At 65.2% G+C, this 23,174-nt stretch carries 17 protein-coding genes; 12 read left to right on the top strand and 5 right to left on the bottom strand.

Annotation, left to right across the window (positions count from 1 at the left end; all coding sequences use genetic code 11):
* Nucleotides 1-202 precede the first annotated feature (202 nt).
* Nucleotides 203-544 (bottom strand): Rossmann-fold NAD(P)-binding domain-containing protein, encoded by a 342-nt coding sequence (locus tag HPC46_RS02565; RefSeq protein WP_325096546.1) that lies wholly within the window; start codon nt 542-544, stop codon nt 203-205.
* Between the two features lie 95 nt (nt 545-639).
* Between HPC46_RS02565 and HPC46_RS02560 the strand changes: the two genes are divergently transcribed.
* From HPC46_RS02560 to HPC46_RS02545, 4 genes are all read left to right on the top strand, one after another.
* Entirely contained in the window at nt 640-1,833 is a 1,194-nt protein-coding gene (locus HPC46_RS02560; RefSeq protein ID WP_179466645.1) for a lycopene cyclase family protein, read from the top strand.
* A 45-nt stretch (nt 1,834-1,878) separates the two neighbouring features.
* Nucleotides 1,879-3,267 (top strand): oxygenase MpaB family protein, encoded by a 1,389-nt coding sequence (locus HPC46_RS02555; protein WP_179466644.1) that lies wholly within the window; start codon nt 1,879-1,881, stop codon nt 3,265-3,267.
* Between the two features lie 46 nt (nt 3,268-3,313).
* Complete coding sequence (locus tag HPC46_RS02550; protein WP_179466643.1) at nt 3,314-4,261, top strand: alpha/beta fold hydrolase; 948 nt, start codon at nt 3,314-3,316, stop codon at nt 4,259-4,261.
* A 123-nt stretch (nt 4,262-4,384) separates the two neighbouring features.
* Nucleotides 4,385-5,401, top strand: coding sequence for a coiled-coil domain-containing protein (locus HPC46_RS02545; RefSeq protein ID WP_179466873.1), 1,017 nt, complete (start codon nt 4,385-4,387; stop codon nt 5,399-5,401).
* Between the two features lie 12 nt (nt 5,402-5,413).
* Here HPC46_RS02545 and HPC46_RS02540 read toward each other — a convergent pair whose 3' ends face one another.
* Both HPC46_RS02540 and HPC46_RS02535 read right to left on the bottom strand, forming a co-directional pair.
* Nucleotides 5,414-7,552 (bottom strand): DNA gyrase subunit A, encoded by a 2,139-nt coding sequence (locus tag HPC46_RS02540; RefSeq protein WP_179466642.1) that lies wholly within the window; start codon nt 7,550-7,552, stop codon nt 5,414-5,416.
* Between the two features lie 9 nt (nt 7,553-7,561).
* Nucleotides 7,562-9,595, bottom strand: coding sequence for a toprim domain-containing protein (locus tag HPC46_RS02535; RefSeq protein ID WP_179466641.1), 2,034 nt, complete (start codon nt 9,593-9,595; stop codon nt 7,562-7,564).
* Between the two features lie 284 nt (nt 9,596-9,879).
* Between HPC46_RS02535 and HPC46_RS02530 the strand changes: the two genes are divergently transcribed.
* From HPC46_RS02530 to HPC46_RS02520, 3 genes are read left to right on the top strand one after another with little or no spacing between them, the layout of a single operon-like run.
* Nucleotides 9,880-11,037, top strand: coding sequence for a patatin-like phospholipase family protein (locus HPC46_RS02530; RefSeq protein WP_179466640.1), 1,158 nt, complete (start codon nt 9,880-9,882; stop codon nt 11,035-11,037).
* Between the two features lies 1 nt (nt 11,038).
* Nucleotides 11,039-12,949, top strand: a complete 1,911-nt coding sequence (locus tag HPC46_RS35695) for a S8 family peptidase (protein ID WP_218893612.1) — start codon at nt 11,039-11,041, stop codon at nt 12,947-12,949.
* Between the two features lie 12 nt (nt 12,950-12,961).
* A complete protein-coding gene (locus HPC46_RS02520; protein ID WP_179466639.1) occupies nt 12,962-14,239 on the top strand; it encodes a ComEC/Rec2 family competence protein in 1,278 nt (425 codons plus the stop codon).
* 7 nt (nt 14,240-14,246) lie between these two features.
* Here the strand turns inward: HPC46_RS02520 and HPC46_RS02515 are convergent, their stop codons facing one another.
* Nucleotides 14,247-14,414 carry a hypothetical protein gene (locus tag HPC46_RS02515; RefSeq protein ID WP_179466638.1) on the bottom strand — a complete coding sequence of 56 codons (168 nt, stop codon included), beginning with the start codon at nt 14,412-14,414 and terminating at the stop codon, nt 14,247-14,249.
* Between the two features lie 134 nt (nt 14,415-14,548).
* Here HPC46_RS02515 and HPC46_RS02510 point away from each other — a divergent pair, with 134 nt between their 5' ends.
* The 5 genes from HPC46_RS02510 to HPC46_RS02490 all read left to right on the top strand — a co-directional run bounded on the left by HPC46_RS02510 (nt 14,549) and on the right by HPC46_RS02490 (nt 20,872).
* Entirely contained in the window at nt 14,549-15,181 is a 633-nt protein-coding gene (locus HPC46_RS02510; protein ID WP_179466637.1) for a maltokinase N-terminal cap-like domain-containing protein, read from the top strand.
* 39 nt (nt 15,182-15,220) lie between these two features.
* Nucleotides 15,221-16,870, top strand: a complete 1,650-nt coding sequence (locus HPC46_RS02505; protein WP_179466636.1) for an acyl-CoA synthetase — start codon at nt 15,221-15,223, stop codon at nt 16,868-16,870.
* A 191-nt stretch (nt 16,871-17,061) separates the two neighbouring features.
* Entirely contained in the window at nt 17,062-17,508 is a 447-nt protein-coding gene (locus tag HPC46_RS02500) for an MmpS family transport accessory protein (protein ID WP_179466635.1), read from the top strand.
* Nucleotides 17,505-20,396 carry an MMPL/RND family transporter gene (locus HPC46_RS02495; protein WP_179466634.1) on the top strand — a complete coding sequence of 964 codons (2,892 nt, stop codon included), beginning with the start codon at nt 17,505-17,507 and terminating at the stop codon, nt 20,394-20,396. Before HPC46_RS02500 ends, HPC46_RS02495 begins: the two co-directional genes overlap by 4 nt.
* Complete coding sequence (locus HPC46_RS02490) at nt 20,393-20,872, top strand: hypothetical protein (protein ID WP_179466633.1); 480 nt, start codon at nt 20,393-20,395, stop codon at nt 20,870-20,872. Before HPC46_RS02495 ends, HPC46_RS02490 begins: the two co-directional genes overlap by 4 nt.
* A 19-nt stretch (nt 20,873-20,891) precedes the next feature.
* Here the strand turns inward: HPC46_RS02490 and HPC46_RS02485 are convergent, their stop codons facing one another.
* Nucleotides 20,892-23,009 carry an EAL domain-containing protein gene (locus HPC46_RS02485; protein WP_179466632.1) on the bottom strand — a complete coding sequence of 706 codons (2,118 nt, stop codon included), beginning with the start codon at nt 23,007-23,009 and terminating at the stop codon, nt 20,892-20,894.
* Between the last annotated feature and the right edge of the window lie 165 nt (nt 23,010-23,174).

The following is a 23,174-nucleotide window of genomic DNA, read 5'->3' as shown; positions in this document are numbered from 1 at the left end:
TAACGGAGTGGATTTCGTCGGTTCGAGCCGAGCGGACGCCATCGTAGTGAGATTTGTCGGCGTCGACGCCGAGTGCTGGCGGAATCGCCTTCTGCTTCAGCGCGTCCGGCACGCCAGGAGTGGCTGAGGCGGGGCCCGACGGTTGACCGCCCCTCTGGCCGCGCTCGTCGCCTATGGGTGGGGCCTCGATTGGGGCGACCGTCTAATCGGGGAAGTCAGCTCCGCGAGAGAGGGTCTCGTTGGCCCGAATATCGACCAAGGTCCGTTCGAGCTCATCGATCACGGCCCCGTAGCCGCCGTTGCCCAAAACGAGTCGTCGGGGAGACGGATCTTGGGCCATCGCCCGGTTGTACCCGTCCATCTCGACGAATGCGGAACGGACCTCCGGCAGCATGTCGTGGTACTCCGGAAGCGGCTCTGCGACAGGCTCGTTGGGCGGCGACCTCGGCGCGCAGCGTCTGGGTGACGGCAGCCGTTCGTTGGGCAGCGCAAAGGACACCGCGGTATTGCGGCCCAACAGACGCCCACTTCTCGGAGTGCTCATCGGACCGGTGATTGCGAACCGGATACACGAAGTCGCCCTGAACTGCCACCGATAAATCCCGATGTCATCGCAAGCCTCGTCCGCCAACAGGCACGATGGAGGACGTGGACGTCTTGGTGGTCGGTGCGGGACCCGCCGGTATGGCGTTGGCATCGGCGTGCGGTCAGCTCGGGATGACGGTCGGTCTAGTGGATCCGAATCCTGAGCGTCCATGGGTGGCGACGTACGGGATGTGGGCTCAGGAGCTGCCCGCCGGCCTGCCGGGGTCGGTGGTTGCCGCGCGGGCCGCAGGCGGGGCCATCGCGCTCACCGCGCACCGCCTGGGGTGGGAGTACGTGATCCTCGATGTCGACGCGCTACGCGCGCACTTCCACGACCGGTCCATCGGGGTCACCACCTACACCGGGCGCGCCGTCCAATCGCCGGAGCGCGGTGTGGTGGTGCTGGCCGACGGTTCGTCCCTGCGCGCTTCGGTCGTCGTCGATGCGGCGGGCCGCTGGCGCCCGTTGGATCCTCGCCAGACCGGCCGCGCATCTGCCGAGCAGACGGCCTATGGCGTGATCCTTGATGCGGAGTCGGTGTCCCCGCTGGTGGCCCCCGGGGAGGCGTTGTTCATGGACTGGCGCGCACACCACGGCGAGGCAGGGTGGCCGACGTTCGTCTACGTTGTTCCGCTGGGCGGCGGCAGGGTGCTGGTGGAAGAGACCTCACTGGCGCGCCGGCCCGGACTGCCGCTGGCCACCCTGCGCCGCCGGCTTCACGCGAGACTCGCCCACCACGGCATCACGGCACCGAAAGACGCACTCACGGAGAAGGTTTCATTCCCGGTCGACCAGCCCCGGCACGCCGGACAAGGCGTACTCGGGTTCGGCGCGGCCGCGCCGTTGATACATCCGGCAAGCGGATTCAGCGTGGCCGCGTCGCTACAGCTGGCGCCCCAGGTGGCGCGCGCGCTCGCAGAGCATCTCCCGGCCCATCCGGATCGAGCGCTCAGGGCCGCACAGGAAGCAGTCTGGCCGGCCGCCGCACGGGTGATTCACCGTGTCCGACGCATCGGCTTGGAGGCGCTCTTGCGTATGCCCGCCGCCGAGGTGCCCGGTTTCTTCGAACAATTCTTCGCGCTGCCAGACTCGCACCGATGGGCCTATCTCACTGGCCGCGACGACATCGGCGGCACCGTTGCGGCAATGACAAGCCTGTTTCGTGAATCGGACTGGCGAATGCGGCGGCACCTTGTCCTTCCCGCACTCATGCGTCCGCTGACAACGAATGACCCGTCGCCAAACTGACAACGGACGTTGCCAGAAAGTCCCCACCCGCGATAACGTCGCCTCATGACGGTGACCGGCGAGCGTCCAGAGATCCTCCTCGAGGAGGTCGACTTCAATCGGCGCGACCACCCCGACCGGCCGTTGCGGCCCATCCCACCTGGTCGCGACCACTTCGCCGACCAATGGCGCTACATGCGCGAGTTCATCTTCGGCGAGTGGATCGACATCGAGAAGGAACTCGAACCCAGCGACCTCACGCGCATCCGCGACGACTACTTCTGGCAGCGCGACGACCTCATGGACGGCGCTGTCGACGCGTTCGAGCGCCTCGGCCACGAGCAGGGTCGCGCGCTCTTCGAACAGGCGTTGACCCACGGCATCGACACACTCGAGGATCCCCCGATCGAGTTCGTCGAGCTCTTCGAGCATCTGGACAACCTGCCCGCCCAGTTCGACCTCGTTGCCGCCGAACGCGGCCGCATGCTGGCGATGTCGAGCACGTTTGCCGCCACAACCATCATCCGCGGATGGGCGTTCTACGAGACCGCGATGACCGGCGACATCTCCGCGGCCACCGGCGCCACCGGACGATTCGCCGACGACGGCCCCCGCCGCTTCATCGAAACCGCAAGGGTATTCGCCGAATTCACGCTCCCAGAGATCTTCGACCGCCGATCGGACGCGTTCCAGGACGTGGTACGGGTGCGGCTGATGCACGCACTGGCCAGTAAAGGATTGCGGAAGAAGTGGGGCGACGAGGTCTACCTCAAGTTCGGCGAACCCATCCCCGTCACGTCGCTGCTGGGGTTCGGCAGCGGGATGCTGCTCGGCCGCCTCGTCGACCACGCCTTCGGGCGCAAGCTCACGAAACAACAGCTCGAGGACCTCGCCGAGTACTCGTCCTTTTCCGGACGGCTCTGGGGAGCCCCCGAAGCGCTGCACTCGGCCAACGGCATCGAGCTGATCAAGTCGTTGAATTATGTTCTCGCCAGGGGCGGCAACCCGTCCCCGTGGCGGGCCCAACTCGTCGACGCCATTGCCGGTCCCGTGCACCTGACCACCCTGACGGACGCGCTTCCGGCCCCGATAAAGAAAGTGGTCGCCCGGCACGTCAACCAGATCACGGCCAGCGTCGCCCTAGCGCCGGCGGGAGTCGTGTTCGGGTACCAGCAGATCGAGGCCATGGTGGCAGGCACGCTGTTCGAGCCCCTCGGATACAACTTCGAACGCCGGGTGCGAATCTTCACCAACCTCACCAAAATCAACGTCGGCATCGCCAGGGTTGCCGACCGGCTGCCGTGGTCCAACCCCATCCGCGAACGCCGGAAGAAGAGCGGCGCGGCCGCGCGCGAGCGGGTCGCGATGCTGAACAAGATCGCGCGCGGCAAGCACATCCCGCTGACCTTCAGCCACCACGACCGCTCGACAGCGGGCGAGGGCTTCACCGGCTAGCCTTCCGGCGTCGCGCCCGTCCTGGCCCGTACTACGATCGAGAAACATGACGGACGGAGCATCCCAACCTGCGTCGGCGCAGGGGCAGGTCGGCGAGATTCCCCCGCTCGATCCGGTTGGCTCTGGAATTCTTCCCCCGGTCGAGGACCGGGTGCGCCGGCGATTTTCGTTGCTCGAGCGGTTCGCACCCTGGTTGGGATCACGGTGGGCAGTCGAATTATGGTGCACCCCACCGGTTCTCGAGTCGAGCTTGCGTATGCCACCCGGTGTGTCTCCAGGCAGGCCGATAGAAGCCTATTGGGACGGGCATCGGGTCGTTGGTGAGGAGTGGGGCCAGGGCCCGCCGATATATCTGGTGCACGGCTGGGGCGGGCAGCGCCCGCATTTGGCGATGTTCGTCAAACCGCTGGTAGAGGCCGGGTATCGGGTCGTCGCGTTCGACTTGCCCAGCCACAACGAATCCGATCCAGGTGAGCTCGCTCCCGGGCGCACCACAGCCACCGAGTGTGCCGACGCGATTGCGGCCATGATCGACACCCATGGGCCCGCCCATGCGGTCGTCGCTCACTCACTTGGCGCGAACGCGACGGCATTGGCGGCCGCAGACGGCGCACCGGTGGGACGCCTGGTCTTCTTCGCGCCCATGGCCGATTTTCCGCTCTATCTTGACCTGTTCGCCGCGCGTCATGGCTTCGGCCGCCGTATTCGCGCGGGCCTACACCGTCGCCTGGAAAAACGCATCGCCATGCCGCTGCATGAGACCAATATGACCCGAGTCGGTCGGCGAGCCAACTACCCCCCGCTGCTTCTCATCCACGACCCCGACGACCCGGACAGCCCGTATGCCGCCACTGCACAACTGGCCGCGTCATGGCGAGGCGCACGACTACTGACCACCAAAGGACTCGGCCGGCTGGCGCATTACCGAGTCCTGCGCCACCGCCCTGCGATCAGCGCCGGGGTGGAATTCATCGGCGACCAACCGGCCAAGTAGACATCGACGGACACAGTTCGTAGCCTGTCGAGGGCCCGTAAGGCCATATCAGACCTCCCGACAGCAAGGATCGCGGTGCGCCACACACTCCGGCGAACAGCGGTCAGTGTCGCGACCGGACTCATGGTGCTAGCCGCCTCGATAGTGCAGCCGGTCTGGGCCGACCCGGCGTCTGATGCATTGGCCCAGCTCAACGAGCTGTCCCGTGAGGCGGTGCAGACGCGCGAGGCCGTGACCGCTGCGCAGCGCGATGTCGACCGCACGCTGGCCGACCAGGCCGCGGCCGAGGAGCGCCATCTCGGGGATCTGACAGCCTTCGGCGCGGCGAACGCCGAGCTTGCGCCGCATCAAGCGGTGCTCGATCGACTCGCGGCGAGCACGTACATGAGTGGAGGTACCGGCCAGTTCGTCGCGGTGCTGACCGCAGCCTCTCCGCAAGATCTGATCGACCGGCTGTCATTGCAGAATGCGATCGCCGGTATGACGGCCGATCAGATGAAAGTCGTCAGGGCGGCGAGAGATCGTGCCGCTGCCGCCGCCGAGGTATCAGAGGCATCGGCTGCCGAGGCTCGTGCCGCGGCCGAGCGGGCTGCATCGGTACGCGCAGATCTGCAGGCCAAATGGAGGGACTTGCAGCGCCAGATCCTCGCCGCCGAGGCGCAGTACGCGGCGCTGACACCGCAGCAGCAGGCGATGGTCGACACCGCGGCGGCAGCTGTCCAGGCGGCACAACCGCTCGGCGACGTAGCCCCTCCTCCTCCCGCGGCGATGCCTGTCGACATCCCGGAGGCATTGCCGGTCGGAGTCGCGAATGAGGCTGGGCTGCAAGCCAACACCGTCACTGCGGCCCGCGCCATCAGTGCGCAGTTCCCCCAGATCGCCGAGATCGATGGTGTCCGGCCCGATCCGAAACCGTGGCATCCGAGAGGCCTGGCGATCGATGTGATGATCCCGAATCCCGGTACCCCCGAAGGGATAGCGCTCGGGGATGCGATTCTCGCGTTCGTCATGAGCAACGCGGGCAGATTCGGCTTGCAGGATGCGATCTGGCGCGGCACGTACTACACGCCGGGTGGGCCCGCAGGATCGGGCTACGGTCACTTCGACCACGTGCACGTCACCACGACGCCACGGGGCTGACCGACCAACCGGCTAGACCGCCGGGGTCACGTCGCTCCCGGAGCCCTTGATCGATGCCTTCGCGCGGCTTTCGGCACGCACGGACCGCTTGCCGCGCACGTAGCCCGTCGCGGAGATCGCCGCCGATACCAGGGTGTTCTCGCCCTTGACGAACGGGTGGAAGCCGACGCCAGCTCCGCCCCGGCCCTTAACCGGGATATCGGCGACTTCGGTTACCTTCCAACCCTTTTCGGACACCGACAGGATGGCCTCGCCGTTGCCGCACGACACCGGCAGCGCGGCGACCACCTCATCACCGTCGCCGGCGAGCTTCACGCCGGCCACCCCGTTGCCCGCCGCGCCCTGCGGGTTCACCGCAGCCGGGTCGATCCGCAGAATCTTGCCGCGCCGCGTCACCAGCGCCAGGTGGTAGCCGGCCGGGAGTACCCCCGATCTCAGGAGCCCGGTGATGTCCGGTGCCACCGGAATGTCGCGGGTCTTGTACGGCAGGCCGCTTCCGGTGGTGAACTTCACCCGCCCGTCGGTCCACACCGCCCAACCGAGTCCGGAGGTGAGCAGTTCGCCGTGGCTGTCGGAGAACACCCCACGATCGTCCAGGCGCCAGGCGGCGTTGACTTTTCGTTCACGCGGGCCATCCTCGTCCGCGCTCGACGTCACCGGAACCGCCTCGGCGTCCAGCACGGTCCGCCGATCGAACTCCGGCCCCTTGAACAGCTTCGCGGTCTCGACGAGTTCGGAGTCGATCACCTTCCGGCGTGCGTCCGGATTGGACACCAGCTCGGTCAATTCGGCGAACTCGGCGTCGAGCTTCTCGGCTTCGGCGCGCAGCTCGATCACATCGAGCTTGGTGAGTCGCCGAAGCTGCAGTGCCAGAACGTAATCGGCCTGAACGGCGTCGATCGCGAACCGATCCTGCAATCCCTGGCGCGCTTCGTCGACGGTGTCGGAACTCCGGATGACGGCAACCGCCGCGTCGATATCGAGGTGGATGGTCATCAGGCCGGCGACCAGATGCCGGCGCGCGGTGACCTTCTCCAACCGATACTCACTGCGGTGCAACACCACCGAGTCCCGCAGATGCAGGAAGGCCGATATCAGCTCGCGTACCGACCACCAGCGCGGCACCCGGTTCTCGTCGAGCGCGACCAGGCTGGCCGCGAATGTCGATTCCAGCGGAGTCAGCGCCAGCAGCTGCTCGCGGATCTGATCGGCACTGTGACCACGTTTGGCGGTCACCACGATGCGCAGCCCGTTGCGGCGGTCGGTGAGGTCCGACATATCCGCGACACCGGACATTTCACCGGACTCCACCAGGGCCCGGATCCGTTCCTGCACAGTATTGCTCGCGACACCGGGCGGCAATTCGGTGATGACACAGTTCTTGCCGTCGACGGTCACCGTGCCGCGCACCGTGAAGGCGCCCCGGCCGGTGGTGATGTAGTCCCGCAGCCCGGCGGTGCCGACCACGGTGGCTCCGCATCCCCAGTCGGGGCCGGGGATCAGTTTCACCAGCCTGTCGTCGGTCATGTTCGGCGTCTTCAGCAGCGCCCGGCAGGCGGCCATGATCTCGCGGGGGTTGTGCGCGGGGACCTTCGTGGCCCATCCCTCGGCGATGCCGACCGCGCCGTTGCACAACAGCACCGGCCACTGCGCCGGCAGCATGGTCGGCTCGGTCCATTCGCCGTCGAACGTCGCCACCATCGGCACGGCGTGGTCGTCGAGTTCGGCGGTCAGTGCCGCACCGGGCGCCGACAGCCGCATCTCGGTATAGCGGTCGGCGGCCGGGATGTCGCCTTGAATGCGGGGGAACGCCCCTTGTCCGTCAATGACTTTCACGCGCTGGAACTCGGCAGCCATCAGCGCCGCGGCCCCGTACATGGACGCACCGCCGTGGGGGTGCAGGTTGCCGGTGACCGCCGAGCAGACCTTCGAAGACTTCTGCGGCTTGTTGCCCGGCAGCAGCCTCGAGTCGTGCATCTGGTAGAGCAGACGCCGCTGGCCCGGCTTGAGGCCGTCGAACGCCGACGGTATGGCGCGGTCGCTGACGCTGTAGAGCGCGAACGTCAGCTGGTAGTGGTTCCAGTAGTCGTCGGCGCTCTGATCGAGGACCAGATCGGCGTTCTGCTCTGGAATGTCCAGGGTGGCGGTCACGTGATACTCCTAGTCGAGGTCCAGCGCAGAGGTGTCAACACGGGAGGCCACATCGGCCATCCACGTGCGACGGCCCTCGGGCGGTCCGCCGAACAACGTGTGGTGCAGCTTCTTCTCGTCGTCGTCGAGATGGACCCGAATCACGGTGCGGCGCTGAGGATCCAGCACGGTGTTCCAGAAGTCGTCGGCATCCATCTCACCGAGACCCTTGTTGCGCTGCACCTCGACCCGCTTCTTGGAAGTCGCCTTCAGCTGCGCGACGGCGGCGTCGCGCTCGGACTCGTCCTGACAGTAGATCCGCTCGTCACCGTTCTTCACCACGAACAGCGGCGGCAGCGTCACATAGACCATCCCCGCTTCGACCAGCGGGCGGTAGAAGTCCAGGAACATCGAGATCAGGCTCGAGTTGATGTTGCCGCCGTCGGGGTCGGCGTCGGAGGCGAACAAGATCCGGTCGTAACGGCACAACTCGGGATCGCAGTGATCGCGCACACCGCATCCCAGGATGCGTTCGATGGAATCGAATTCGTCCTTGGCCCGCGCCTTGCTCAGGGCGAAGCCATAGACATTGGGCGGCTTGCCTTTCAGCGGGAAAGCGGCCTGGAATGTGGCGTCGCGCGCCGCTTTGATGGTGCCGAGCGCCGAGTCGCCCTCGCACAGGAACAGCTCTGCTCCGGAGCCACGCCCGGTTTCCCTGCTGGGCAGCAGTTTGGGGGGTAGCGACAGATTCGTGCCGAGCCCCTTGGCCTTGGATGCCGCCCGCGACCGCGCTTTGGCGCCTTCGGCGCTGCGCCGCGCCCTGGCGAACTCGAGTGCCAGCTTCGTCCACAGCGACACGGCATCGCCGTTGGCCGGGTTGGCCGCCCAGACGGTGACGCTGCGTGCCACGTCCGGCGCCATCGCCATGTTCAGCGACCGTGACGACACCGCCGTTTTGGCCTGGGAGTCCCACGACACATCGGGGGCGCGGGTGTCGACCGCCAGTGCGGTGACTGCCGCGAAATCCTGTGGCTCGGGCCCTTCTTCGCCTTTGGCCAGGCCCAGGTCGCGGATGCGGGAGGCGCGGTCGGCGAGCGCGTCGGACAATCCCTTGACCGCTGCGGTCAGATGAGACCCTCCGCCCGGGGTGCGCACGGTGTTGCAGAACGCGGCCACCGTCGCGGGCTCGGCCGGCCCCGCCGTCAGCGACCACCGGAACGGGGTGGGGCCGCGGCCGGTGGTGTACTCGCCGCGACCCTCCACGACAGCCCGCGCGACGGGCACCGGCGTGTCGGCCGCGGTGCACATGAGCTCCAGCAGTGCCTCGGTGCCCCAGGGACCCGTGAACGGGGTGAGCAACGCCGGCGGAATCTCGTCGCCGGGCCAGCCGTCGTCGACGACGATCAGGTGCACACCGGGAGACATCCGCGCCGCCGCATGGGCTCGAAGCAGCACCTCGCCGATGTCCACAGTGGAGTCCGGCACGACGGCCGGGTCGAACAGGATGCGCACTTCTGTGCCGTGCGCGTCGGGCTTGCGGTTCCCGGTGCCGCGCAGCTTCTGCGCGTCGTTGCGGGTGAAGGGTGCGTTGGGGTCGAAGTCCTTGCCCTCGAACACGCCGGGATAGCCGCCGCCGAAGCTCTGCAGATAGGTCTTCCCGTCCCGGTGCACCGAGACGTCGGTACGGGCGGAGATGAAGACCGCGGCCGCAGCCCCGATTCCGTTCAGTCCGGCCCCGGTGCTGGCGGCGTCGGTGTGTGCGGAGAACTTGCCGCCGGCCCGCGCGGTACCCAGCGTCTTGACGATGCCGTTCTTCCCGGTCGCCGCATCGGTGTCGACTGGCAGGCCACGACCGTCGTCGGCAACGCTGACCGAGCCGTCGGAGTGCAGCGTGATGGTGACGCATGACCCGCCGTGGCTGGGATCGGCCACCTCTTCCACGGCGTTGTCGATCAGCTCGCGCAGGGCGGTGTTCAGGATGTCCAGGCCGAGGTTCACCGCTGGCCGCAGGCGGGTGTGCTGGACATCGTCGAGTTCGGTGATGTCAGCGGCCGTGTAACTCACGTCTCGTCCTTTCCATCGGATTGGGCGCCGGTGGAATGGTAGTCCGTCGGTCCGACTTTCTGGTGTAGCCGCAGGTGGGAGCCCGTTGTCCCTGAACGCCGTGTCGCGCGGCAAGGCGGGATGCGAATGCTGTTTCCCGCCAATGGCTACCCGTGTCGTATCGAGTACCCCACCAGCGCCGCTGCGCGCATTTGGAGTACTCAACTACGTGCTATTCCACGCACCGTCCGAATTAGCCTCGAATCAGCTCCGTCACGAACGGACGCTGGTTGGGGATGATGAGCATGACGAGCGCCACGCCGAACGACTTGATCTGTCCCGTCCGTGAGACGCCCGAGGACGACGGCCGCACCCCGGAGCAGGGCATCGCGCTGTGCCTCTCGGGCGGCGGTTACCGGGCGATGGTCTTCCACGTCGGGGTGCTCTGGCGGCTCAACGAGGTCGGCATGCTGCCCAAGCTGGACCGGATCTCCTCGGTCTCCGGCGGGTCGATCACCGCGGGCGTGCTCGCGAAGAACTGGGACAAGCTGGCGTGGGAAGGCAACGTCGCCAGCAACTTTGACGAACTCGTCGTCGCCCCCGTCCGCCGGATGAGCAAGACAGGCATCGACGTCAAGGCGGTTCTGGAGGGAATCCTGCACTTTGGTGATTCCGTCTCCGACCGCGTCGCCGCCGCCTACCGCAAGCACCTGTTCGGAAACACCAGTCTGCAGCAACTGCCGGACAAACCGCGGTTCATCTTCAACTCGACCAACCTGGAATCCGGTGTCCTGCTGCGATTCAGCAAGCCCTATCTCGGCGACTACCGCGTCGGCCGGATCATGAACCCCGACCTGCAGCTGGCGGTCGCGGTAGCAGCATCGTCGGCATTTCCGCCGGTCCTCTCGCCGTGCACGCTGAACCTCAAGGGCCAGGTCTGGAACGACCAGGACGACAACGAACTCACCAAGCCGGGTTTCCGCGACGAGATCAAGGTGACCGACGGCGGCGTCTACGACAACCTCGGTCTGGAGACCGCGTGGAAGAGGTATACGACGATCATCGTGAGCGACGCCGGCGGCCAACTCGCCGACGACGAGGATCCGCCGTCCGACCCTCTGCGCCAGACCGCACGCGTGCTCAATCTCATCGACAACCAGGTGCGCGCGCTGCGCAAACGCCAGGTCGTCGAATCCTTCAAATCCGGTCTGCGACAAGGCATGTACATCGGCATCCGCAGCCGGGTCGCCAAGTTCTCCGGTGCCGTGCTTCCTGCAGACCCCGAACGGACCGACAAACTTGCCGAGGTCAAGACTCGTCTTGCCCCGATGTCCGATGCGGTTCAAGAGCGAATGATCAACTGGGGCTACCTCATCTGTGATGCGGGCCTTCGGACACACATGCCCAGCGAACTGACCGATCCGACGGAAACCAAGGTTCCCTATCCCAACGAGGGGGTGTGACGTGCCCGGGGACACGTTGCAAGCCGAAGAGATTCCGCAGGCGTTGGTCGAGTACATCTTGTTGGGCAGCGGCGATAGCCGGCGCCACATGCAGGATTCGCCGATCTTGGGTGACGTGTGGATCGCCTATGCCCAACACCCCAATGAACCGATCGACCTGCTCATCACCTCGCACAAAGACACGACGGCCAATGACCTTGCCGCGGAGATATTCCGTCAGCTGCGCGGCACCCGCCAGGCGGCGGGCCGCAACGACCCGAGGGTGGCGGCGGTACAGAACTATGTGGCCGCCCGGCTGTACTTCGATGAAGTGATTCGCATCCTCATGCCGATGACCAAGTGGTGGCTGGAACCTCGCACGCTCAGCGAGCGTGACGAGTACCTGGAACCGGACAAGACGGAGGGTGATCGGGGACGAAAGAAAATCGAGAAGACCGTCGATGATGTTCGCGCGCTGGTCAAGGCGTGGGCCCTGAATTCGCGATCGGGCCTCGCGCGTAATCGCCGGACTGCGTTCGAACGCTTTGTCGCCCTGTGTGTTCTGGTCCTGATGGTGCAGCAGCCGCCACGAGCGACCCAGCGCACGTCGATGGCGCTGATGCACGCGCAAGCGACCTGGGCCAGAGTCCAGGCCAGGAGCACCAAGGCAGAGCTTGCAGACACCAGCGAAGCCGAACTGGAAGACCTCGTGCTCGACTTGCTCCGGTTCATGGAACCCGCGAACGAACCGAAGGTTTGGCAGATCGCACTGAACCGACCGGCGTCCACGGCGATCGCCAAGTCGGTCCCGGCGGTCAAGGCCGACGCGGCGCGGCGGGTATTCGACATCGACTGTGGTGCCATCAGTTGGGCCGTCATCGACGCGGGTATCGATACCGACCACGCGGCGTTCGACAAGAAGAAGATTCTCAGGACCTACGACTTCACCTACTACCGTGAGATCGTCGACCTCGGCAACGTCGATGACGCGGTGCGGAAAGACAATCTGGCGGCCATCAAGCTCGCCCGGGGAAATACGCTGCCTGCCGGCGCCGACAACATGCTCAAACAGATCGCCAAGGCGGCCGAGAAGGGCGAGCCGTCTCGCCGTGACCTGATCAAGAGGTTCCTGGATCTCGGGGACGAGCCACCGGAGCCCACCAGTGAGCACGGGACGCACGTTGCCGGCATCATCGGCGCCGTCGACGACACGGTCGAACCCAACGTCACCGGTATGTGCCCGGGCATCGGCCTGTACGACTTCCGCATCATCGGATCCGACAAGGAGGACACCGAATTCGCGGTCATCGCGGCACTCCAGTTCATCCGGCTCACCAATGAGGCCGCGGGTGACATGCAGATCCACGGCGTCAACATGAGCCTGTCGATCGAGCAGGACGTCCGCAACTACGCATGCGGGGCGACGCCGGTGTGCATGGAAGCCGAACGGCTCGTCGATAGCGGCGTGGTGGTCGTCGCGGCCGCCGGAAATCTGGGTTATCAGAACATCGTCCTTGCAGATCAGCGCTTGATGAACTACATGGCGTTCAGCATCACCGATCCGGGCAACGCGGATCGCGTGATCACCGTCGGATCCACCCATCACTATGCGCCGTTCACCTATGGAGTCAGCTACTTCTCCAGCCGCGGACCCACCGGCGACGGGCGGCTCAAACCGGATCTCGTCGCACCCGGCGAGCGCATCTACGCCCCGGTGCTGGGTGGCTATTGGGATTATCTGGACGGCACAAGCATGGCCGCACCCCACGTCAGCGGCGCGGCCGCGCTGCTCATGGCGCGCTATCCAGAGCTCATCGGGAAACCGGACAAGATCAAGAAGATTCTGTGCGAGACGGCAACGGATCTCGGACGCGAGCGCAACTTCCAAGGTCACGGACTGCTCGATGTGCTTCGTGCACTACAAAGCCAATGAGGGTGAATTCACATGGCCAACCACGTTTTCAGCCTTGAGGTCCTGCCCGCCAAGAAGGGCGACTGCCTGCTTCTGAGATATGGACCCAAGGCCAACGGTAAGCAGAAGCTGGCGTTGATCGACGGCGGCCCCGGCGGCGTCTACACCCAGCACCTGGGCCCCCGGCTCGAGGCCCTGCGCGGCGAGCGGGGTATCCGCGACGACGAGCCGATGGTGCTCGATTGGGTCATGCTCAGTCACGTTGACGATGACCACGCCAACGGGCTGGTGAAATTCACCGAAGAACTCAAAGTGCTCAACCCCAACCACTTCGTCAAGCCAGTCCAGTTATTTCACAACGCATTTGACAAGATCATCGGCAACGATGCGGCCGAGCTGAAGCGACTGACGCGCAGCGGTTTCGGCACGGCGGCAATCAGCGGCGACATCCCCGTCGACGTCGTTCCGGAGGACGCCAAGGTGAGTGCCGCGACCTTCACCGACGCACTGATGGTGCTCGCGGGTATCGAACAGGGCATCAACCTGGCCGACAATGCGAAGGTGCTCAAGATCAAGCACAACGTCGACGGCAAGGGCGGCCTGATCGTCGCGAAGTCTGACGGCAAGGCGATCGAACTCGACGGTGGACTGACCCTGAGCGTCATCGGCCCGATGATCGAAGACGTCGAGGCGCTGCAGGCTGAGTATCGAAAGTGGCTGGAAGAGCAGAAGAAGAAGCCGAAGCCGCCGTCGGCGGCACTGGCCGCATATGTCGACGAATCGGTGCCGAATCTGTCCAGCATCGTGGTGCTCGCCGAGTTTGGGGGCAAGAAGATCCTGTTCACCGGCGACGCCCGCGGTGACAAGATCCTCGAAGGTATGAAGCTCGTCGGAATGGGCGACACGCTGCACGTCGATGTGCTCAAAGGACAGCACCACGGCAGCGAAAACAACGTCACCCAAGAGTTTTTCGAGCGCATCACCGCCGACCACTACGTGTTCTCCGGAAACGGCGAACACGGCAATCCCGAGCGGGAGACCCTCGACATGTTGCGTCAGGCTCGACCGGGCGCCGACTACAAGATCTATCTCACCTACGAGATCGAGGAGATAGACGCCGGCCGCAAGAAGGACTGGGAGACCAAGCAGAAGCGGGCGAAGAGCGCCGGCCGCAATCCCGGACCCAACTGGTCAGCGGCCAAACAGGGCCTCGTCTCGTTCTTCGAAAAGCACCCCGACATGGCTAAGCGGGTCGTCCCGTTGCAGGGTGACGCGCCGCGGCACCGGATTGATCTACTGGCAGCTCTCTGAGCGGCCGTCACGGGCCCCCGTAGGTGAACGGACAAGGGTCGGGCCCGCACTTGTGATACGCCGGGTTCGTCCTGTCCGAGGCGAGTACCAGAAACACTGCGACGACTGCCACGAAGATCGCCGCGACGACACCCAGCACGATCCAATCGCCGGGGGTCAGGGGCCGCTTCTTCATCTATGGAATTGTGTCGCGCCGACGGTGCGCAGTCCAGAACGCACAGCGCAGGGCATGGAATCCTGCGTATTGCGGTTGTCTCCGCCTGGCTGATCGACGGCTTCGCGTCGTGATCCAGGCGGTAGGTTGGTTCGGTGGCATTCGTGCACCGCGGCGCAACACTTCGCCCGACAAAGCCGGAGATCGTCCGTCAGTGGCTCGCGGGAGCCGACTGGTTCGATGGCGAACCCGAGACAGACTCGGCGGCCCCGCCGCTCTCGTACAGATTTGACGATCCCGCTGGAAAAGTCGGCATCGAGGCGCTGCTCGTCCCATACGCGGGGCGCTACATCCACCTGCCGCTGACCTATCGTGAAGCGCCGCTGGCGGGTGCCGAGGGCTGGCTGATCACCACAATGGAACACTCCGCGCTGGGCCGGCGGTGGATCTATGACGGAGTGGGGGATCCGGTACTGGCCGCGGCGTTCGTCAACTCGATCGTCGGCGGCACATCCTCTGCCACGCTGGAATTCGATACCGGCGACGAAAGACAGACCGCTTCGACCTCAGTTCACGCGCAGGGAACGGGATCTGGGCCGATACCAACGCGTTCAGATGTGCTGTCCGTCGAGCGGTCCGGACCCATCTCGACGGTGCACACCACCGCGGGCGTCCTGCGCATTCCGCATCTCCTTGACCCGTCTGCGCGAGTTTCGTCGATGTCTTTGGTGGGTGATGGTGACGCGTTGGGCACCGACCTGCTTCTGGCCGAGTTCCTTCCAGGCTGACGGCCGGCCGTCAACACAACCTCTGCGTCGAGGAGACCGATGAGTGCGACAACCCAGGTGAGGCAGAAGCTGCAACGAGTCGGCGAAGCCGGCCGCGCGATCAAGCGGCTGATCGACACCGGCTTCCTCGATCTGACCGACCTGAAATCCTTGGTCGAGGTCGCCAAGTATTCACGGATCTACGGCCCTCAGGCCACGATGGCGATCCTGGGTCGTCGCCGGTACGCGAGCCTGCCCGCGATCGTTGACGAGCGCGGTTCGCTGACCTACGAGCAGGTCGACGACCAGTCGTGGGCGCTGGCACACGGGCTGCGGAAGTTAGGTGTCAGCCAAGGCGCAGTGGTCGGTGTGCTGTGTCGGGACCACCGAGGTCTGGTCTTGGCGATGGCGGCCTGCGGCAAGCTCGGCGCGCGAATGGTGCTGATGAACACCGGCTTCGCCAAACCGCAGTTCGCCGAGGTCTGCGAACGCGAGAAGGTCACCGTCGTCCTCCACGACAGCGAGTTCCTCGGCCTGCTCGACGCATTACCCGCCGAGCTTCCCCGCGTGCTGACCTGGGTCGACGACGGCACCGAATTACCCGCCCATGCGCACACCCTGGACGACATCGTGGCGACGAACTCGTCTGAACCGCTGCCGCCCCCGAGCAAATCTGGCGGATCGGTCATCCTGACCAGTGGGACCACCGGTCTGCCCAAGGGCGCCCCGCGCGACTCGGTGAAGCCACTGGCGACCGCGCAGATCATTGATCGAATCCCCTTCCCGCGCAAGGGAACCATGGCCGTCATGTCGCCGATTTTTCACAGCACGGGGTGGGCCACGTACACGGTGGGCGCCGCCCTGGGCAACCAGATCGTCACCACCCGACGGTTCAACGCGGAGCGCACCCTGGCGCTGATCGCTGATCACCGGGCCGACATGCTCGTCGCGGTCCCGACGATGCTGCACCGCATCGTCGAACTCGGTGCCGACGTGATCGCGAAGTACGACACATCTTCTTTGAAGGTGATCCTGGTCGCGGGGTCGGCGCTGAGCCCCGATCTGTCGGAACGGGTGCAGAACGTGTTCGGCGACGTGCTCTACAACATGTACGGCTCCACCGAGTGCGCGATCGCCTCAGTGGCTACCCCCCGAGAACTGCGCGCCGCACCGGGAACCGCAGGCCGTGCGCCGGTGACCTGCGAGGTGGTGCTCTACGACGAGCATGATCAGCGGGTGACGGGCAGCAACCGGCGCGGGCGGATCTTCGTGCGCAACGGCGCACCGTTCGCCGGCTATACCGACGGCCGGCACAAACAGATCATCGACGGCTACATGTCCACCGGCGACATGGGTCATTTCACCGACGACGGACTGTTGTTCGTCGACGGCCGCGACGACGACATGATCGTGTCTGGCGGCGAGAACGTATTCCCTCAGGAGGTGGAGAACCTGCTGGAGTCCCGGGACGACGTCGCCGAAGTCGCGGTGGTTGGAGTGGATGACGACGAGTTTGGAAAACGGCTGCGCGCCTTCATCGTTCCCGAGCCGGGCGCCGAACTCGACGCGGCGGGAATCAAGGAGTTCGTCAAGCACAACCTGGCGCGCCACAAGGTGCCTCGTGATGTGGTCTTCGTCGACGATCTGCCGCGCAACGCGACCGGCAAGCTGCTCCGGCGGGTGTTGGTGGAGATGACCGTCGAGCCCTGATCCGGCAAGGCCCCGATTGTGGGCAGGCTCTCGACGGCCTCGGGTGAAAAGGTCGCCAAGTATCGCGACTGAACGCCCAGCTAAGTGTTGTAGAGTCCGGTCCGGTACCGTACGGTCAACTAAGTTGATAAGCCGACCTAGGAAAATGGCACGACCGTCAGCGCCTGTCGCCGCTCACGAAAGGGTCACGGATGCAGCGGGTTTCGATCGGACGTCGACTGAGCAAGCGCTGGATGCTGCTGGTGGCCCTGGTGGTGGTAGCCGTGGCGGGTTTCGCCGTCTACCGCCTGCACGGGATCTTCGGCTCCCACGACGTCACCTCGACACCCAGCGGCGCCGGCAACGACATCGTCCCGTTCAACCCGAAGCACGTGGTCATGGAGGTTTTCGGGCCGCCGGGGACGGTCGCGACGATCACCTACACCGACGTTGACGCTCAACCCCAGCGCGCGGACAACGTCACCCTGCCGTGGGCCTACGACACCACCACCACGCAACCGGCGGTCTTCGTCAACGTCTCCGCCCAGGGCGACAGTGACTCGATCGGCTGCCGCATCAAGATCGACGACGTCGTCAAGGACGAACGCACGGTGAACACCCTGAACGCCTTCACCTACTGTCTGGACAAGTCCGGATGACCCAGCGAGTCGCGGACTTCATCCGCCGATTTTCGGTCGTCATCGCGCTGTTCTGGCTGGGCCTCGCGGTCGTCACCAACGTGTTCGTGCCGCAGTTGGAGACTGTCGCCGAAAAGCACAACGTGTCACTGAGTCCGCAGGATTCGCCGTCGTTGCAGGCCGCCAAACGGATCGGCAAGGTGTTCGGCGAGTTCGACTCCGACAGTTCGGCGATGATTGTCCTGGAAGGTGACCAGCCGCTCGGCGCGCAGGCCCACCACTACTACGACGGCCTGATCAAGAAGCTTCAGCAGGACACCGCACACGTCCAGCACATCCAGGATTTCTGGGGCGACCCCCTCACCGCCGCGGGCTCACAGAGTGCCGACGGCAAGGCGGCCCTGGTGCAGCTGTACCTGGCAGGCAACCAAGGTGAGTCGCTGGCCAACGAGTCGGTCGACTCGGTGCGCGACATCGTCAACAGCAACCCGCCGCCGCCCGGCCTCAAGGCCTACGTCACCGGCGCGGCGCCCCTGGTCACCGATCAGTTCGAGGTCGGCCGCCACGGCACCCTGAAAACCACCCTGATCACCATCGGCGTCATCGCGGTGATGTTGTTCTTCCTCTACCGCCGGCTCACCACCGTCTTCTTCGTCATCTTTACCGTGATGATCGAGCTGACCGCGTCGCGAGGGTCGGTCGCCGTGCTCGCCAACGCCGGCGTCATCGAGCTGTCGACGTATTCGACGAACTTGTTGACGCTCTTGGTGATCGCCGCCGGAACCGACTATGCGATATTCCTTCTCGGGCGCTTCCACGAAGCCCGCTACGCCGGGCGGGACCGGGTATCGGCGTACTACACGATGTATCACGGCACCTCGCACATCATTCTGGGCTCGGGCCTGACGATCGCCGGTGCGGTGTTGTGTCTGATGTTCACCCGGCTGCCGTACTTCAACAGCCTGGGTGTGCCGGCAGGTATCGGCGTCTTGGTCGCCGTCGTCGCGGCGCTGAGCCTGGCGCCGGCCTTGTTGCTCATCGGCCGCCACTTCGGATTGTTCGAACCCGCGCGCCCCATGCGGACCCAGGGCTGGCGGCGCATCGGCACAGCCATCGTGCGCTGGCCCGGGCCCATCCTGGTGGTGACCGTCGCCATCGCCCTGATCGGTTTGATTGCCCTGCCGGCCTACAAGACCAGTTACGACGCCCGCGGGTATATGCCGGCCAACGCTCCGGCCAACGTCGGCTACACCGCGGCCGAACGGCACTTCTCGCAGGCCCGGCTCAATCCCGAACTGCTGATGATCGAAACCGACCACGACCTGCGCAACTCCACCGACATGATCCTGCTCGAGCGAGTCGCAAAAGCCGTGTTCCACAGCGACGGCATTGCGCAGGTGCAGTCGATCACCCGGCCGCTGGGCACCCCGTTGGACCACACCTCGATACCGTTCCAGGTCAGCGCGGGCAGCCTCGGGCAGATCAACAATCTGCCATTCCAGCAGGCCCGCAGCGCGGATCTGCTCAAGCAGGTCGGCGTCATCAACACCTCGATCGACGTTCTGCGCCAGCAGTATGCGCTGCAGCAACAGTCCGGCGAAGTCACCGACGAACAGACCAAAGCGTTCCAGGCCACCGTCGCCACCGCCCAGGACCTGCGCGACAAGATCGCCAACTTCGACGACTTCTTCCGGCCGCTGCGCAACTACTTCTATTGGGAACCGCACTGCTACGACATTCCCGTCTGCGCGGCGTTGCGCTCGCTGTTCGACGCTCTCGACGGTATCGACGCGCTGACCGATCAGCTCGGCAACGTCGCGGGCAGCATCGCGAAACTCGATGCACTGCAACCGAAGCTGCTCGCCTTGATCCCGCCACAGATCCAGACTCAAGAGACCAACCGAGACCTGACGCTGACCAACTACGCCACCAACTCGGGCATCAACGACCAGGCACAGGCGGCGCTGCAGAATTCGACCGCCCTGGGCCAGGCGTACGACGCGTCGAAGACCGACGACACGTTCTACCTACCGCCCGAGGCGTTCACCAATCCTGAATTCCAGCGTGGGCTCAAGCTATTCCTCTCACCAGACGGCAAAGCCGCCCGGATGATCATCACCCATGACGGCGACCCCGCTACGCCCGAAGGCATCTCGCATATCGACTCGATCCGTCATGCCGCACAGGAAGCCGTCAAGGGCACGCCGCTCGCCGGGTCCAAGATCTATCTGGCCGGAACCGCGGCCACCTACAAGGACATTCAAGACGGGGCCAAATACGACCTGATGATCGCCGGGATCGCGGCGCTCAGCCTGATCCTGCTCGTCATGATGTTCATCACCCGTAGCATCGTCGCCGCCTTCGTGATCGTCGGCACCGTGGCACTGTCGTTGGGTGCGTCGTTCGGGCTGTCCGTCCTGATCTGGCAGGACATTTTTGGCATTCATCTGTTCTGGATTGTGTTGGCGCTGGCCATCATTCTGTTGCTCGCCGTGGGATCGGATTACAACCTGCTGTTGATATCCCGATTCCAGGAGGAGATCCACGCCGGGTTGAACACCGGCATCATCCGGGCGATGGCCGGTTCCGGAGCGGTGGTGACGGCGGCCGGGCTGGTGTTCGCGGCGACGATGGCATCGTTCATCTTCGCCGACTTGCGGATTCTCGGTCAGATCGGCACGACGATCGCCCTCGGTCTGCTGTTCGACACCCTCATCGTTCGGTCGTTCATGACCCCGGCAGTCGCAGCCCTACTCGGCCGGTGGTTCTGGTGGCCGCTCAAGGTGCGGCCCCGCCCCGCCAGTTCGATGCTTCGTCCGTATGGAACACGGCAATCCGTGCGTCAGTTACTGCTATGGGAAGACGGCGACGCGATCGCCAAAACACAAACGGGAGGAGAGACCACGTGAATCTCGGCCCTTGGGGTGATCTCACGATTCTGGCTGCCGTCATGGCGATCGTCTTTGCCGCGTGCGTCTTCGTCTACATCAGCAGGCTGGAGCGACGGGCCTCCCACCCGCTGGGCGACCAAGTAGGCGCACACAAGGCTGTTCTGGCGAAAGTCCGTAAGCGCGAACCACTTACGCGAGACGAATTCGACTATGCCAGCGAGCTGGTAGCCGATGCGCGGTCGCCACTGGCTTACGCGATTCCTGCGGCCCTGTTCACCATGGGGTTCTTCTACGTGGTGGGCTGCCTGTTCATGCTGCACCTCGACGGCGGCAACCCATCGTTTCGGACCTTCATCGGCGGCATCCCGATGCTCACTTCGATGAACATGGCCGCTCAGCTGCGTCGTGTTGCGAGCATGAAGCGCAAGCTGCAGGAGATCCCCGTGCTGGATGACGAGTCGACGGACCAGCTCACTACCGTTGGTAGCGCATGACTTTCGTCGCCACTGCTGGCTAGAGCCGGTCGTATCGGTGTTGCCGGATCTCGTACATGGCGCGGTCTGCGAGGTCGAGCACCGTGTCGACCGTGCGCCCGTCGCCGGGGCGGTGGGCTGCGCGGCCGATCGTCAGGCCGACCGAGACCTGGGTACCCTCGCCGAGGGTGACGGGCTTGCGGTCGAGGTCATGCGTGATCTGGTCAGCCAGGCGCGTCAGCTCCGACTCGTCGACCGACTCGGTGATGACCAGGAATTCGTCGCCGCCCCACCGGGCGACCATGTTCCCGTCACCGACGGCTTCGCGCAGGCGGCAGGCCACCTCGACCAGCAATCGATCCCCCGCGCGGTGTCCGTGCTGATCGTTGACGGCTTTGAATCGCTCGATATCGCAGAACAAGATCCCGTAGCCCGCGTCACTCGCTTCGAGCTGTTCGAGGCGGTTCCAGCCCGCCGACCGGTTGGCGATCGCGGTGAGTGGATCGGTGGTCGCTTGACGGGCCAGGTCGGCCTCCCGGATCCGGTCGGCGGTCACATCGACGATCTGAGAGACGAAGTAGCGCGGCCGGTCTCGCGGGGCGTGCACGATGACGACGGTGAGGGCACCCCACACGATGCTGCCGTCCGACGCGATGTATCGCTTGTCGATTCGGTAGGAGCGCCGGCGGCCTTCCACGCATTCCCGCAGCAGGGCCACGTCGGCGTCCAGATCGTCCGGATGGGTGATCTCCTGAAATGTGAGTTCGGCCAACTCCCATTTGCTGTATCCGAGCATGGCACGCAACGCTCGATTGGTGCGCAGGAACGACCCGTCGAGTCCGACGACGGCCATACCGATGGGCGAGTGGGCAAGGGCCAGCTCGAATCGCCGCTCTCCGAGCAGGTCCACTTCGGTGCGAAGCAGGTCGGCAGGCTCAGCGGTGAATTCGGCAGGCGCGAACCCGTGGCCGAGGGGCCGTGGGCGACTGAGGTAGAAACCTTGAACTGCCGTGATCCCGACGGCGCCGACGGTGTCGAGTTCGCCTTGGCTCTCAACGCCTTCGGCGATCACGGTGGCGCCCATCTGCCCTGCAAGCTCGGCGATGGCATGCGCCAGCCGCCGCCGGGCATCGTCGACGTCGATGTGGCGGGTGATCGACTGGTCGATCTTGACGAACTCGGGGCTCAACTCGAGAACATGTGAGAACGAGGAGAATCCGGCACCGACGTCGTCGACGGCGATCCGGACACCCCGTGACCGGCATGGCTCCAGCGCTTCCTCGAGTGCGCCGTAATCCAGGACGGCGTCATGCTCGGTGAGTTCCAGCACGATTCGGGATGCGTCGACGTCGGCGAGCATCTGGGCCCACGGAGCCACCAGCGCCGCGCCCGGCGAGAGGTTCATCGCGACGAAGATGTCCTCCGGGAGCCGCGGCACCAGCGAGATGACCCGGGCCAGGATGGCCGTCTCGAGCTCGATTCCCAAACCCAACAACGCCGCCTGTGCCAGGAACGCGTCGGGACGGAAGGGTGCGTGCGGAAAGCGGGCGAGCGCTTCGACACCCATCACCTTGCCGGACGTTATGTCGTGGACAGGTTGGAATACCACTTCGAAGTCGCGCTGATACACCACCTTTCGGATCGCCGCGCGCTGCGCCGCCGTGGTGTCGGGCCCCTTGTCCGGGGATGCGATAAGTGTCCCGATCAGTTCGGCGATCTGCTTGACGACGCGCAGGTCGATGTCGGCAAGATAGGGCTTGGCGTGACGGCTGACCGCGCATACCATCCCGATCGTCGCACCGGCGGGGCTGAGCACCGGCACACCCACATAGGCACCGAGATTCCAATCGCCGGTGACCGGCAGTGCGGCGGTTGTCTGATTGGCCGCCGTGTCCGGAATGATCGCGGGAAGCCGGCCGTCGATGACCCGCACGCAATACGAGCCCGACAGCGAGGATCGGTCACCCGTCGAGAGATTCACCGCCTGGGTATCGCCGTCGAGAATCTCCATCGTTTGCATGCCGTCGCGAAAGGAGGACAGCCACGCGGTATCGAGCCCCAGCCGCGTCCGCAGCAGGCTCAGCAGGGTGCCGATGAGCTCGACGGGAATCTCCGCCCCGTCGTCTGAGGCAGGCTCGCCGTCCCCCTCGAACCGCATAGCCACTAGTAGACCGCACGGCCAGCCACTCTGCACTGGAATGCCGGGGCCGGTGCGACTGTTGGGTGCTAGGCGACTTTCGCCGACTTGGTGGCAACGATCCATGGAGGGTGTGCGCGAGCGGTCCTCGGCTGCTTTTCGCCACCGGTTGGGCGGCGAACCATT

It is taken from the genome of Mycolicibacterium vinylchloridicum (assembly GCF_013404075.1).
Classification (GTDB): Bacteria; Actinomycetota; Actinomycetes; order Mycobacteriales; family Mycobacteriaceae; genus Mycobacterium; species Mycobacterium vinylchloridicum.
Note: the sequence above shows the minus strand (reverse complement) of the source record. Positions and strands in the feature narration are given on the sequence as shown.